This window comes from Achromobacter sp. Marseille-Q4962 (assembly GCF_943737005.1).
In the GTDB taxonomy this organism is placed as follows: Bacteria; Pseudomonadota; Gammaproteobacteria; order Burkholderiales; family Burkholderiaceae_B; genus Achromobacter.
The window spans coordinates 53,366-64,642 of record NZ_CALSFU010000015.1 but is presented as its reverse complement, the minus strand read 5'-3'; the positions used below and the strand labels follow the sequence as shown (position 1 = coordinate 64,642).

15 protein-coding genes are annotated in these 11,277 nt (G+C 69.3%); 8 read left to right on the top strand and 7 right to left on the bottom strand.

Going from position 1 to position 11,277, the window contains the following annotated elements:
• The first annotated feature begins 1 nt into the window (after position 1).
• The gene (locus tag NGJ44_RS14735) at positions 2–604 is read left to right on the top strand and encodes a GNAT family N-acetyltransferase (RefSeq protein WP_251864388.1); all 603 of its coding nucleotides are present in this window, start codon (positions 2–4) and stop codon (positions 602–604) included.
• Positions 605–845: 241 nt separating this feature from the next.
• On the top strand, positions 846–1,217 hold the full coding sequence (locus NGJ44_RS14730) for a hypothetical protein (protein ID WP_053244178.1): 372 nt from the start codon (positions 846–848) through the stop codon (positions 1,215–1,217).
• A 6-nt stretch (positions 1,218–1,223) separates the two neighbouring features.
• Here NGJ44_RS14730 and NGJ44_RS14725 read toward each other — a convergent pair whose 3' ends face one another.
• Together NGJ44_RS14725 and NGJ44_RS14720 are read right to left on the bottom strand one after the other, a co-directional pair.
• Entirely contained in the window at positions 1,224–1,841 is a 618-nt protein-coding gene (locus tag NGJ44_RS14725; protein ID WP_251864387.1) for an FMN-dependent NADH-azoreductase, read from the bottom strand.
• A gap of 3 nt (positions 1,842–1,844) precedes the next feature.
• A complete protein-coding gene (locus NGJ44_RS14720) occupies positions 1,845–2,222 on the bottom strand; it encodes a GNAT family N-acetyltransferase (RefSeq protein WP_502802136.1) in 378 nt (125 codons plus the stop codon).
• Positions 2,223–2,375: 153 nt separating this feature from the next.
• Here NGJ44_RS14720 and pdxR point away from each other — a divergent pair, with 153 nt between their 5' ends.
• Positions 2,376–3,800: a MocR-like pyridoxine biosynthesis transcription factor PdxR gene (gene pdxR / locus NGJ44_RS14715; protein ID WP_251864434.1), complete on the top strand. Its 1,425-nt coding sequence runs from the start codon at positions 2,376–2,378 to the stop codon at positions 3,798–3,800.
• A gap of 44 nt (positions 3,801–3,844) precedes the next feature.
• The gene (locus NGJ44_RS14710) at positions 3,845–4,399 is read left to right on the top strand and encodes a GNAT family N-acetyltransferase (RefSeq protein WP_251864385.1); all 555 of its coding nucleotides are present in this window, start codon (positions 3,845–3,847) and stop codon (positions 4,397–4,399) included.
• A gap of 7 nt (positions 4,400–4,406) precedes the next feature.
• Here the strand turns inward: NGJ44_RS14710 and NGJ44_RS14705 are convergent, their stop codons facing one another.
• Complete coding sequence (locus NGJ44_RS14705) at positions 4,407–5,579, bottom strand: vWA domain-containing protein (RefSeq protein WP_251864384.1); 1,173 nt, start codon at positions 5,577–5,579, stop codon at positions 4,407–4,409.
• A gap of 19 nt (positions 5,580–5,598) precedes the next feature.
• Positions 5,599–6,480, bottom strand: a complete 882-nt coding sequence (locus tag NGJ44_RS14700; protein ID WP_053244183.1) for an AAA family ATPase — start codon at positions 6,478–6,480, stop codon at positions 5,599–5,601.
• A 150-nt stretch (positions 6,481–6,630) separates the two neighbouring features.
• On the opposite strand from NGJ44_RS14700, the gene NGJ44_RS14695 reads away from it, so the two are divergent.
• Together NGJ44_RS14695 and NGJ44_RS14690 are read left to right on the top strand one after the other, a co-directional pair.
• Positions 6,631–6,984: a c-type cytochrome gene (locus tag NGJ44_RS14695; protein WP_053244182.1), complete on the top strand. Its 354-nt coding sequence runs from the start codon at positions 6,631–6,633 to the stop codon at positions 6,982–6,984.
• 13 nt (positions 6,985–6,997) lie between these two features.
• Positions 6,998–7,360 carry a c-type cytochrome gene (locus NGJ44_RS14690; RefSeq protein WP_053244181.1) on the top strand — a complete coding sequence of 121 codons (363 nt, stop codon included), beginning with the start codon at positions 6,998–7,000 and terminating at the stop codon, positions 7,358–7,360.
• A gap of 205 nt (positions 7,361–7,565) precedes the next feature.
• Here the strand turns inward: NGJ44_RS14690 and NGJ44_RS14685 are convergent, their stop codons facing one another.
• Entirely contained in the window at positions 7,566–7,991 is a 426-nt protein-coding gene (locus NGJ44_RS14685) for a DUF1841 family protein (RefSeq protein ID WP_053244187.1), read from the bottom strand.
• A gap of 258 nt (positions 7,992–8,249) precedes the next feature.
• Between NGJ44_RS14685 and NGJ44_RS14680 the strand changes: the two genes are divergently transcribed.
• Together NGJ44_RS14680 and NGJ44_RS14675 are read left to right on the top strand one after the other, a co-directional pair.
• Positions 8,250–8,729 (top strand): carboxymuconolactone decarboxylase family protein, encoded by a 480-nt coding sequence (locus tag NGJ44_RS14680; RefSeq protein ID WP_053244188.1) that lies wholly within the window; start codon positions 8,250–8,252, stop codon positions 8,727–8,729.
• 67 nt (positions 8,730–8,796) lie between these two features.
• Positions 8,797–9,369, top strand: a complete 573-nt coding sequence (locus tag NGJ44_RS14675) for an Ohr family peroxiredoxin (protein WP_082308239.1) — start codon at positions 8,797–8,799, stop codon at positions 9,367–9,369.
• On the opposite strand, the gene NGJ44_RS14670 is transcribed toward NGJ44_RS14675, so the two are convergent.
• Complete coding sequence (locus NGJ44_RS14670; protein WP_251864383.1) at positions 9,293–10,309, bottom strand: LysR family transcriptional regulator; 1,017 nt, start codon at positions 10,307–10,309, stop codon at positions 9,293–9,295. The two genes, NGJ44_RS14675 and NGJ44_RS14670, sit on opposite strands and share 77 nt — an antisense overlap.
• Before the next feature lie 58 nt (positions 10,310–10,367).
• On the bottom strand, positions 10,368–11,252 hold the full coding sequence (locus tag NGJ44_RS14665; protein ID WP_251864382.1) for an RNA polymerase sigma-70 factor: 885 nt from the start codon (positions 11,250–11,252) through the stop codon (positions 10,368–10,370).
• Positions 11,253–11,277: the final 25 nt, after the last annotated feature.

The following is an 11,277-nucleotide window of genomic DNA, read 5'->3' as shown; positions in this document are numbered from 1 at the left end:
TATGTCTTCCCTGCCCCTCGCCATCGAGACCCCGCGCCTGGTGCTGCGCCAGTGGCGAGCCGCCGATCGCGCCCCGTTTGCCGAACTCAACGCCGACCCGCGCGTCATGGCCTGCCTGCTGCCGCTGTCGCGGGCGGAAAGCGACGCGCTGGCCGACCGCCTGGCGGCCGGTATCGACGAATACGGCTGGGGATGCTGGGCCGTGGAGGCGCCCGGCGTGGCGCCGTTCGTCGGTTTCGTGGGCATCAAGCCTCTGGCCGGGGCGTTTCCTTTCGCGCCCGCGGTCGAGGCCGCCTGGCGGCTGGCCCATCGCCACTGGGGCAAGGGCTACGCGCTGGAGGCGGCGCGGGCCGCGCTGCGGGTGGGTTTCGAGCAGGTCGGCCTGCCCGAGATCGTGGCCATGACCGTCCCGGCCAACACGCGCTCGCGCGCGGTCATGCGCCGGCTCGGCATGCACCAGGATGCGCAGGAGTTCGATCATCCCGGCGTGCCGGACGGCCATCCGCTTAGGCGCCACGTGCTCTACCGCCTGGGCCGCGACGACTGGCGCGCCCGCTGCGCCGGGCCCGCGCCGGCCGACGAGGCGCCCGTGCCGGCCGCCTGAGGCCGGCCGGTTTGTTGCGATGCGGTATCCGCGGGCGTGACGCGGCGATTTGAGGCGGCCTCGGCCGCGGGTGTACGATTTCACGCATGTAGCACACGTTGCCGACGGGACGCGCGGCAGCCCGGCTACAGGCTTCCCGTCCAACGCCGACCCCGCCTCGCCCCGGGGCGCCGCGCCGGCGCTTGTCGTTCGCGCCTTCGCCGCCGGCCTTCCGCCGGCGCACTTTCCGGAGGAACGACCCATGCTGACCGAGATCGTCACGCGCGCACTGTCCCAGCTCACCGGCACCCCCCTCACCGGTGAGGGCATCAAGGGGCAATTCCAGTACGCCTATGCCAGCGATGACGGCCAATTCGTAGCCATACTCGCCCACGACATGACCACCTATGTGGTGGACCTGAACAGCCGGCGCTATTTCGCCGAATGCGGCGGCTCGCCCTGCGGCTTCGCCGGCCACGTGCTCGAGATGGAGGGCGCGGCCGCGCGGCGCCATCCCTGGCCGGCGGCCAATGACCTGTTCGACCTGGACATGGACGCCGACGAGCTGTCCTGGCACGAGTGCCCGGGGCCGGCGGCCATCGCCAGGCCGCGGGCGCAGGGCAGGGCCGCCTGAGAGGCATCAGGCGGCCGCCGCGCCCTCGCGGGACACGGCATGAAACAGCGCGGCCAGCGCCTCCAGCGCGTCCGCCTCGTCCCGCGCGGCGGGCCGGGGGCCCTGGAGATAGGCGAACCGGGTGCGATGAATGCCCATGGCGGCGAGCGCCCGGCCCAGATAGGGAGTGAGAAAGTCCGGCTGCCGCGCGTCTTCGCCGGCGCAGCGGCTGCCGGCGCGCACCAGCACCAGCGTGGGCCGGTCGGCCAGCAGCCCGGCCTTTCCGTGCGGCGTGGACGTCATGGTGCGGCCCATGCGCAGCACATGGTCTATCCACAGCTTCAGCGCGGCCGGGACCGTGAAGTTGTGCATGGGCGTGCAGATCAGCAGGCCATTGCAGTCTTCCAGTTCGCGGATCAGGCGCTCCGACTCCGCGAACACGGCGGCGTCGCGCGGCGCGCCGCCGGTGATGGCGCGCGCATACGCCGCGGAGATGGGCGGAGGCGGATCCCGGGCCAGGCTGCGGCTGACGATGCGTATGCCCGGATGGCGCCGCTGCAGGGCCGCCATGGCCGATGCGGCCAGGCGCGCGCTTCGCGAGGCATGGCCGTGCGGGCTGGATTCGAGAAACAGCAGGGATTTCATGGCCTAACCCGCCCGCAGCGCCTGGCGGAAATGCAGTCCCATGGCGAGCAGGCCCTGCCGGAAATAGAAGCGCTGCGCCAGCGCGTTGCCCAGGCCGGTGTCGAGCACCAGGAAGGCGCAGTCGTGCCGCCGGGCTTCTTCGCGCACGGCATCGACGAGGCGGGCGCCCAGGCCCTGCGAGCGCGAACCTTCCATGGCGACCAGATCGTCCACGTAGAGAAACCGGCCGTATATCAGGTTCTCCTGCAGGCGGTAGCCGGCCAGGCCCGCCACGCGTCCCTCGCGCCAGGCGGCGAGCAAGCGGTAGCCCTGTTCCGTCTGGCGCGCGACCTGCGCGGCGAACGCGGCGGCGCTTTCCAGGTGGGGCCGCAGCGACCGCATGACCTCGAAGCAGGCCAGCAGGTCGGGTCCGGTGTGGACATGGCTGAGAGTGATGGGATGCAAGATGATCTCCTTGTCGCGCAGCCTTCACTCTAAGAAAATCATGCCCTATGCCACAGAGGCAAGTTTTGACGAGTTGAATGGGCCATGGCCATGGACCTGCGCCATCTGCGGCCCGACCGGAACCACGGCGGGCCGATCTACCTGCAGTTGTACCGCCGCTACCGCGACGCGATCGCGGCGGGCAAGCTGCGCCCGGGCGATCGCGTGCCGGCCGTGCGCAGCCTGGCCAGCGAGCTGAATCTCGCGCGCGGCACCGTGGAGCTGGCCTACCAGATGCTGGCGAGCGAAGGCTATCTGCTGGCGCGGGGCCCGGCCGGCACGTTCGTGTCGCCGGGACTGGAGCCCCTGGCGCAAACGCCCCGCGCAGCGCGCGGCGCGCGCCCGGCGGCCGCTCCGACCGGAATGGCCGCCGTCCCGGCGCCGCGCCCGTTCCAGCTCGGGCTGCCCGCGCTGGACGCCTTTCCCCGCAAGACCTGGGTCCGCCTGGCCGGCCGGACGCTGCGCTCCCTGGGCATGGCCGCAATGGTCCATCCCGATCCGGCGGGCTACGAGCCCCTGCGGCGTTCCATCGCCGCCTATCTGGGCATCTCGCGCGGCATCGCCTGCACGCCCGCGCAGGTTTTCGTCACCAACGGCTACCGGGGCGCGCTGCAGCTGGCGTGCCGCGCGCTGCTCGAGCCGGGCGACGAGGGCTGGTACGAAGACCCGGGCTATCCATACGCGAGGCGGCTGCTGGAAGACGAGGGCATGCGCCTGGCGCCGGTGGCGGTGGACGAAGAGGGGCTGGACGTGGGCCAGGGCATCCGCCGCGCCGCGCGGGCGCGGTTCGCCGTCGTCACGCCCACGCACCAGAGTCCGTTGGGCATGGCGCTCAGCCTGCCCCGCCGGCTCGAGCTGCTCGAATGGGCCGGCCGGAGCGCGGCATGGATCGTGGAGGACGATTACGACAGCGAATTCCGCTACCACGGCCGGCCGCTGCCCGCGCTCAAGAGCCTGGACGCCCAGGGGCGGGTGCTTTATGCGGGCACGTTCAGCAAAGCGCTGTTTCCGGGGCTGCGCCTGGCGTACCTGGTGGCGCCGCAGGCGCAGGCCGCGCGGCTCCAGGAGGCCGCGCAGCGGTTGCCCGGGCCGGGAGCCGTGCCGCTGCAGGCCGCGGTGGCCGATTTCATGGACCAGGGGCACTTCGCCCGGCATCTGCGCCGGATGCGCGCCTTGTACGCGGTGCGCCGCGGCTTCCTGGTCGATGCGCTGGACGCGGTTTTCGGCGGGCGCCTGCACGTCCAGCCCCAGGCCGGGGGCATTCACGTGCTGGCCCATCTGGCCGGGCGGCGCAGCGACCGGGCGATCGCGGCCGAAGCACGCGCCCGGGGCTTGGCCGTGCAGGCGCTGAGCGACTGGCGCATCCGCAAATCCGCGGCCGGCGGGCTGCTGCTGGGGTTCGCCAATCTGCAAAGCGCGGACGAGGCGCGCGCGCAGGCAGAGCGGCTGCGGGCCGCCTTCGACGCCGCGCGCTGAACCCTCCGCTTCTGGCGGCGGCCGGCCGCCGATACAATGCCGCCATGAACGCCGCCGCCACTTCCACGCCTCCGGGCGCCATTCTGGTCGATTGCACGCCCGAGCGCCACGCCGGGCAGATCCTGGCCATTCTCAACGACGCCATCGTCCACACCACCGCGCTGTACGACTACAAGCCGCGCCCGCCCGAAGCCATGCGGGGCTGGTTCGAGGCCAAGCGGCAGGGCGGGTTCCCTGTGCTGGGCTACGAGAATGCGGACGGCGATCTCATGGGATTCGCCAGCTACGGCACGTTCAGGGCGTTTCCCGCTTTCAAGTACACGGTGGAGCATTCGGTGTACGTGGACGCGCGGTTCCGGGGCAGGGGCCTGGGCGAGGCCCTGATGCGCGAGCTGATCGCGCGGGCCCGCGCCAGCCAGGTGCATCTGCTGATCGGCGCCATCGACGCGGCCAATGCCGGCAGCATCCGCCTGCACGAGCGGCTGGGGTTCGCGCGCTGCGGCACCATCGAGCAGGCCGGATTCAAGTTCGGGCGCTGGCTGGACCTGGTGTTCTACCGGCTGGCGCTGGACACGCCCGAGCACCCGGTGGACGGCTGAGCGGCGGCTATTTCGACAGCATGCGCATGGCCTGTTCCAGGCCGGAGACGGTGACGGGGTACATGCGGTCTTGCATGATGTCGCGCATCAGCGCAATGGACTGCCGGTACTGCCACGAGGCCGTGGGCTCGGGATTGAGCCACACCGACTTGGGCCAGGCGTCGAGCAGGCGCCGCATCCAGACCGCGCCCGCTTCCTTGTTGTAGTGCTCCACCGAGCCGCCCGGTTGCAGGATCTCGTAGGGGCTCATGGTGGCGTCGCCCACGATGATGAGGCGCCAGTCGGGGTTGTACTTGCGCAGCACGTCCCAGGTGTCGAAGCGTTCGCTCTGGCGGCGGCGGTTGCTCTGCCACAGCGTTTCGTAAGGGCAGTTGTGGAAGTAATAGACTTCCAGGTTGCGGAATTCGCTGCGCGCGGCCGAGAACAGCTCCTCGACCCGCGCGATGTGGTCGTCCATGCTGCCGCCCACGTCCAGCAGCATGAGCACCTTCACGGTATTGTGGCGTTCCGGCACCATGCGCAGGTCCAGGTGGCCCGCATTGCGCGCGGTGCTGGCGATGGTGTCGTCCAGGTCGAGTTCGAGCTCCGCGCCTTCGCGCGCGAAGCGGCGCAGGCGCCGCAGCGCCACCTTGAAATTCCGGGTGCCCAGCTCGACCTGGTCGTCGTAGTCGCGGAACTGCCGCATGTCCCAGACCTTGACCGCCGTGCGGTTGCCGGCCGAGGCGCCGCCCACGCGCATGCCTTCGGGGTGGTAGCCGCCATTGCCGAAGGGCGAGGTGCCGCCCGTGCCTATCCATTTGCTGCCGCCGGCATGGCGTTCTTTCTGCTCTTCCAGGCGCTGCTTGAAGAGCTCCATGAGCTTGTCCCAGCCGTGTTTCTCGATGGCGGCTTTTTCTTCGGGGCTCAGGCTTTTCTCGAACTGCTTGACGAGCCAGTCGACGGGGATTTCCTTGCCGGCCGGCAGCGCCGCCTCGATGCCCTTGCAGTAGGCCCCGAATGCCTGGTCGTAGCGGTCGTACAGGGACTCGTCCTTGACCAGCGTGGCGCGCGCGAGGAAGTAGAAATCGTCCAGCGTGGGCGCCATCAGGTCCTGGCGCAGGGCCTCGACCAGGGTCAGGTATTCCTTGACCGAGACCGGCAGCTTGTGCGCGCGCAGGTGGTAGAAGAAGTCGATGAGCATGGGCGGCGGGCGGAAGCGTTCAGCGGCGCGCGCTGCCGCGCGTCATGGCGGCCAGGCGCTCGAGCAGGTGCACGTCCTGCTCGTTCTTGAGCAGCGCGCCGGCCATGAGCGGCACCGCGGTGGCGTTGTGGGCGTCGATCTGCGCGGCCGGGATGTCTTCGGCCAGCAGCAGGCGCAGCCAGTCGAGCAGCTCGGAGGTGGAGGGCTTCTTCTTCAGGCCGGGGGTGTCGCGCAGCGCAAAGAACGTGTCCAGCGCCGCGCGCAGCACCTCCTGCTTCAGGTCGGGAAAATGCACGTTGACGATGTCGCGCATGGTTTCGCGGTCGGGGAAGCGGATGTAGTGGAAGAAGCAGCGGCGCAGGAACGCGTCGGGCAGGTCTTTCTCGTTGTTGGACGTGATGATGACCAGCGGGCGGTGGCGCGCGGCAATGGTCTGGCGCGTTTCGTAGACATGGAACTCCATGCGGTCCAGCTCGCGCAGCAGGTCGTTGGGGAATTCGATGTCGGCCTTGTCGATTTCGTCGATGAGCAGCACGACGGGCTCGTCGGACTCGAAGGCCTGCCACAGCGTGCCTTGCACGATGTAGTTGCGGATGTCGCGCACTTTCTCGTCGCCGAGCTGCGAGTCGCGCAGGCGCGAGACCGCGTCGTATTCGTACAGGCCCTGGTGCGCCTTGGTGGTGGACTTGATGTGCCATTGCAGCAGCGGCCGGCCCAGCGCGCGGGCCACTTCTTCCGCCAGCATGGTCTTGCCGGTGCCGGGCTCGCCCTTGATGAGCAGCGGGCGCTGCAGTGTGAGGGCGGCGTTGACGGCGAGTTTGAGGTCGTCGGTGGCGACGTAGGTGTCGGTTCCTTCGAAGCGGGCGGACGGGGCGAAAGAGGCGTGCGAGGCTGCGGGCATGGTGGGCTGTACTGGTCGTGGTTGACGCGGCGCAATGCCATCGTGGGGTTTGAATCCTGGTCAATTATCGTACAATCAGGCGGTTTTGCAGCCGGGTTCGACCCGCAACGTGTTTGCCCTGTCCTTAGCCCTAACAGGAAGAGTCAGTCAATGAAGTTGCGAACCTCACTGAAGTGCATGGCCGGCGCACTGACCGCGATCGCATCCTGTGCGATCGCCGGCCAGGCAAACGCTGCGGATGCAGCGCCGGCCGGTAACATCAAAAACGCCCGGGACAAGGTGTCGATGTGCATCGGCTGCCATGGCATCGAGGGCTACAAGGCGACGTTCCCCGAGCTCTACCACGTGCCCAAGATCGCCGGGCAGAACGCCAAATACATCGAGACCGCCCTCAACGAGTACAAGAAAGGCGCGCGCAGCCATCCCACGATGGACGCCATTGCCGGCAGCCTGAGCGACCAGGACATCGCCGACCTGGCCGCGTACTACTCGAATCTCAAATAACAAGGGGGCCTACATGAAACGCATTCTGTCTGCCGTTGCAGGCCTCGTGCTGGCCGCGTGCGGCGCCGCCGCGCAGGCCCAGGACCTGGCCGCCGGCAAAGCGGTGTTCGACAAGTTCAATTGCGCCTCGTGCCACGGCGCCGACGCCAAGACCGCCGTCGATCCGTCCTACCCCACGCTGGCGGGCCAGCACGCCGACTACATCGCCCACGCGCTCAAGGCCTACAAGCGCGGCGCCTCGGGCAGCCCCGCCACCGCCAACGTGCGCAAGAACCCCATCATGGGCGCCTTCGCCACCCAGCTGTCCGACCAGGACATCAGCAACGTGGCGGCCTGGCTGGCTTCGCTGCCCAGCGACCTGGGCGTGCGCCGCTGACTCCGCCGCCGGGCAGGGGCGGCTTCCGGCCCGCGCGCCGCGCCCGGCATGAACCGCAGCCTGGCGGTCCGGAAGGCCAGCGCCGCCAGGCCGACTCCCGCGCACAGCGCGCATGCTCCCGGTTGGCCCGTCATGGCGTGCACCGCCGCGGCGGCGCTGCGTCCGGGCGGCCCCGAAGTCCGCGAGCCCTGAGGCGCAGGGCGCCTCAGCGTTCCGCGCGCTGGCGGATGAGATCGATGTAGGTGTCGCTGTCCAGCGGCTTGCCCAGGCGCTGGGCTTCCCATACCACCTGTCCCAGGCACTCCATGATTTCGTGGGCGGCCTGGTGCGCGTCCGTGCGCGAGACGAGCTTCTGGTAGGCCCGGCGGATGCCGGGAGGATGGTCGATGGAGAGCTGCTCCGCGATAGCGAGGTGCATGGACAGGTGCAGGAAGGGATTGGTGCGTCCCTTTTCGACCGAGTATTCCTCGCTCATGGCCTGGGGATTCTCCAGGTCGCCGTGATATTCCGGATGCTCGATGATCCAATCCAGCGCCATGGCTTCGAGCGGACTCAGCACCTCGGCCGAGCGGTGCTTGCGCCAGGTTTCGATAAAGAATTCGCGGACTTGGTCGCGGGAGGGATTGAACATCGGGGGAGGGGAAAAGCGGACTGGAAGAATCCTATTTTAACGCCCGGACGCCGGCCGCCCGGCTGCGGCGGCAATTGTTGCAATCAGGGCAACACCATGATCCCGCGCCCGCCTCTACCGGCCCGATTCCCCGAAGCCTACGATTTGTCCGTTGCCTGGACTTACGCAACCACGCTTGGCTCCCGTTTTCCGGCCCGGCTTCCGGATCCGCTTCCGGATCCGTGAAGCGGGCGGCTACCCACCATCGAGGGAATCATCATGACCCAACGTCTCAACGCTTTCGCGCAATCGCCCGAGCTGTTCAAGAAGTTCATCGAATTCGGCCTGCTGGTCAGGTCGGGCGCGATCGAGGAGTCCATCCTGGCCCTCGTGGAGATCCGCGCCTCGCAGATGAACGGCTGCGCCTTCTGCCTGGACATGCACGTCAAGCAGGCCAAGATCCACGGCGAGCGCGAGCTGCGCCTGCACCACGTGGCCATCTGGCGCGAATCCCCCCTGTTCTCGCCGCGGGAGCGCGCCGCGCTGGAATGGACCGAAGCGCTGACGAAACTGCCCGAGCAGGGCGTGCCGGACGAGATCTACGAGCGCGTGCGCGCGCAGCTGTCGGAAAAGGAAATCTCCGACCTGAGCTTCGCCATCATGGCCATCAACGGATGGAACCGCCTCAACGTGGGCTTGCGTACCGTTCCAGGCTCGGTCGACAAGGCCTACGGCCTGGACAAGGCCAAGCTGGACTGAGGACAGGCCATGAAAATCCCGGCTGCAGGCGGAACCTCGGCATCTCCGGACAGACCGGCATGAGCCGATTGCAGCCGCCCCGCTCAGCCTCCCGGACAAAAACCGCGGAGACGACTTCCGGCCGCTTTACACCGCCCGCGTCGCGGTGCGGGGCGGCGAGGCCGCGCACGGGCGCGCGTCGGGCCGCGCGCGTTCCGACGACGGCGCCTTGCAGCGGGATCTGCGCCTGCCCAGGGAGCTCGGCGGGCCCGGTGGCGGAACCAATCCCGAGCAACTGTTTGCCGCGGGCTATGCCGCCTGCTTCCATGGCGCGCTGGCGCTGCTGGCCGCCCGGGCGGGCCTGTGCATTGCCGAAGCCGAGGTGCGGGCCCGCGTTACCTTCGGGCGCGATCCGGTCGACGGGCTTTACGCGCTGGCCGCGCATATCGACATCCACCTGCCGGGGTTGGACCGGGCCGTGGCCGAAGCGCTGGTGCGCAATGCCGAGCGCCACTGCCCGTATGCCAAGATGGCGCGGCAGGGAATCGAAAGCGTGGTGGCGCCGACGCAGCAGGTTCGCCGGCTCATGTCTGCCCCGGCAGCAGGCTGTCCAGGATCTGCAGGTCCAGCGCGCGGATGCGCTCGGTCATGTAGTCGATGAAGACGCGGATCCGGCCGGGCAGGTGCTGGCGGCTGAGATAGCAGAGGTAGTGGCCCCGATCGTCCGGCGCGTATTGCGGCAGGCATGCCACGAGAGCGCCGGCGCGCAGGTGCTCGCAAACCTGGTAGCCGGCCATCTGGGCGATGCCCCGGCCGTCGAGCACGGCCTGCAGCACGAGGTCGGCGTCGTTGAAGGCCAGCGTGGCGGCAGGCGCGAACTTGCGCATGCGGCCGCCCACCTTGAATTCCCATTCGTACACCCGCCCCGAGGCCAGCCGGAAGTTGATGCAGCGGTGGCCGGCGAGCTCGTCGAGGGCGCGGGGCAGGGGGTGGCGGGCCGCATACGCGGGCGATGCGCACAACAGCATCTGCATCGGGATCAGGCGCTTGGCAATGACCTGGCTGTCTTCCATGCGGCCATTGCGGAACGAGACGTCGACCCGGTCCGTGGTGAAGTCGGTGGGGCCGTCGTCCAGCAGCAGGTCGATGGCGATGTCCGGGTGGGCTTCCTGGAAACCCTGCAGCAACGGGGCGATGACCTTGCGCCCGAAGCCCACGGTGGCGCACACGCGCAAGTGGCCGGCGGGCGGGCCTGCGCGCAGTTCGCGCATGGTTTCCAGGGCCTGGACGATGCCTTCCACGCCGGGACGGCAGCTTTCGTAGAAGCGCTCGCCTTCGGGAGTGAGCGAGGTGCTGCGCGTGGTCCGCACGAAGAGCCGCACGCCGAGCTGGTCTTCCAGTTTCTGCACGCTGCGGCTGACCGCCGAGCGGCCGATGTCCAGGCGGTCGCCGGCCCTGGCGAAGTTGCCTTCCGCCGCGACCGCCATGAAGGCCACCACGCCGGCATAGCTGGTGACGAAGCTGTGCGCCAGCGGGTCGGCGCCGCCGTGCGGAGAAGCGTTGCGGGCCGTCGCGGCGCTGGGTGAGGTTTTCTTTTCCATGCCCCGTAAGACGGCCGCCGGGGGCGTTTTGTGACGTCCGGCTCGAAAAAAAGGCGGATCAGGAAGGCGCCGAATCGAAGGCCGCGGCCACGCGAGCCAGTTTGTCCGGATTGCGCTGGACCAGCACCCGGACGATGCGGCTTCCGTCGGTTTCATAGGACTGCACCGATTCCAGGGCGCCCTCGATGAAGCGCAGCAGCGCCCACTGGCCGTTCACCTGGGCCACTTCCACGCGCAGCGCGTCGCCGTAGCGGCGCTTGCCGGCGTAGAACAGTTGGGCCAGCCGCCGGCCTCCCGCCAGGCTTGCGAAACTCGGCACCTTGCCGCCGCCGTCGCCGATGAGCTCGGCGTCGTCGGCCAGCAGCGCTTGCAGCCCATGGAGGTCGCCGCGCCGCATGGCGTCGGCAAAGTCCCGCATCAGGCGGTGGTGGGTTGCGCGGGGCACCGCCAGGCGGCGCGGGCCCTGGCGCAGTTGCCGTCTCGCCCGGCTCACGAGCTGGCGGCATGCCGTTTCGGTCTTGCCGAGCGTGCGCGCCACTTCGGCGTATTCGGCATCGAACACCTCGCGCATCAGGAAGGCGGCGCGGGCCTCGGGCGACAGGCGCTCCAGCAGGTACAGGAAGGCCACGGAAACGTCGTCGGCGCGTTCGTGGGCTTCTTCCGGCGTGGCCTGGGGCGCGGTCAGCACGGGCTCCGGCAGCCAGACGCCCACGTAGCGGGCCCGCTCGGCCTTCAGGCTGCGCAGGCGGTCGATGGCCAGCCGCGTCGTGACCGTGACCAGCCACGCCTCGGGATTGTCCAGCGCCTGCGTGTCGGCCTCGTGCCAGCGCAGCCAGGCGTCCTGCACCACGTCTTCCGCTTCTTCCACCGAACCCAGCATGCGATAGGCGATGGCGTGCAGCCGGGGGCGGACGCTGTCGAACAGGCGGGGGGAGCCGGTCATGGTAAAGCCAGGGCCAGGGCGGGAG

Excerpts from the sequence above, each read along its gene's own strand:
- NGJ44_RS14735 (WP_251864388.1), top strand. The coding sequence starts at position 2 with ATGTCTTCCCTGCCCCTCGCCATCGAGACCCCGCGCCTGGTGCTGCGC.
- NGJ44_RS14730 (WP_053244178.1), top strand. The coding sequence starts at position 846 with ATGCTGACCGAGATCGTCACGCGCGCACTGTCCCAGCTCACCGGCACC.
- NGJ44_RS14725 (WP_251864387.1), bottom strand. The coding sequence starts at position 1,841 with ATGAAATCCCTGCTGTTTCTCGAATCCAGCCCGCACGGCCATGCCTCG.
- NGJ44_RS14720 (WP_502802136.1), bottom strand. The coding sequence starts at position 2,222 with ATGCGGTCGCTGCGGCCCCACCTGGAAAGCGCCGCCGCGTTCGCCGCG.
- pdxR (WP_251864434.1), top strand. The coding sequence starts at position 2,376 with ATGGACCTGCGCCATCTGCGGCCCGACCGGAACCACGGCGGGCCGATC.
- NGJ44_RS14710 (WP_251864385.1), top strand. The coding sequence starts at position 3,845 with ATGAACGCCGCCGCCACTTCCACGCCTCCGGGCGCCATTCTGGTCGAT.
- NGJ44_RS14705 (WP_251864384.1), bottom strand. The coding sequence starts at position 5,579 with ATGCTCATCGACTTCTTCTACCACCTGCGCGCGCACAAGCTGCCGGTC.
- NGJ44_RS14700 (WP_053244183.1), bottom strand. The coding sequence starts at position 6,480 with ATGCCCGCAGCCTCGCACGCCTCTTTCGCCCCGTCCGCCCGCTTCGAA.
- NGJ44_RS14695 (WP_053244182.1), top strand. The coding sequence starts at position 6,631 with ATGAAGTTGCGAACCTCACTGAAGTGCATGGCCGGCGCACTGACCGCG.
- NGJ44_RS14690 (WP_053244181.1), top strand. The coding sequence starts at position 6,998 with ATGAAACGCATTCTGTCTGCCGTTGCAGGCCTCGTGCTGGCCGCGTGC.
- NGJ44_RS14685 (WP_053244187.1), bottom strand. The coding sequence starts at position 7,991 with ATGTTCAATCCCTCCCGCGACCAAGTCCGCGAATTCTTTATCGAAACC.
- NGJ44_RS14680 (WP_053244188.1), top strand. The coding sequence starts at position 8,250 with ATGACCCAACGTCTCAACGCTTTCGCGCAATCGCCCGAGCTGTTCAAG.
- NGJ44_RS14670 (WP_251864383.1), bottom strand. The coding sequence starts at position 10,309 with ATGGAAAAGAAAACCTCACCCAGCGCCGCGACGGCCCGCAACGCTTCT.
- NGJ44_RS14665 (WP_251864382.1), bottom strand. The coding sequence starts at position 11,252 with ATGACCGGCTCCCCCCGCCTGTTCGACAGCGTCCGCCCCCGGCTGCAC.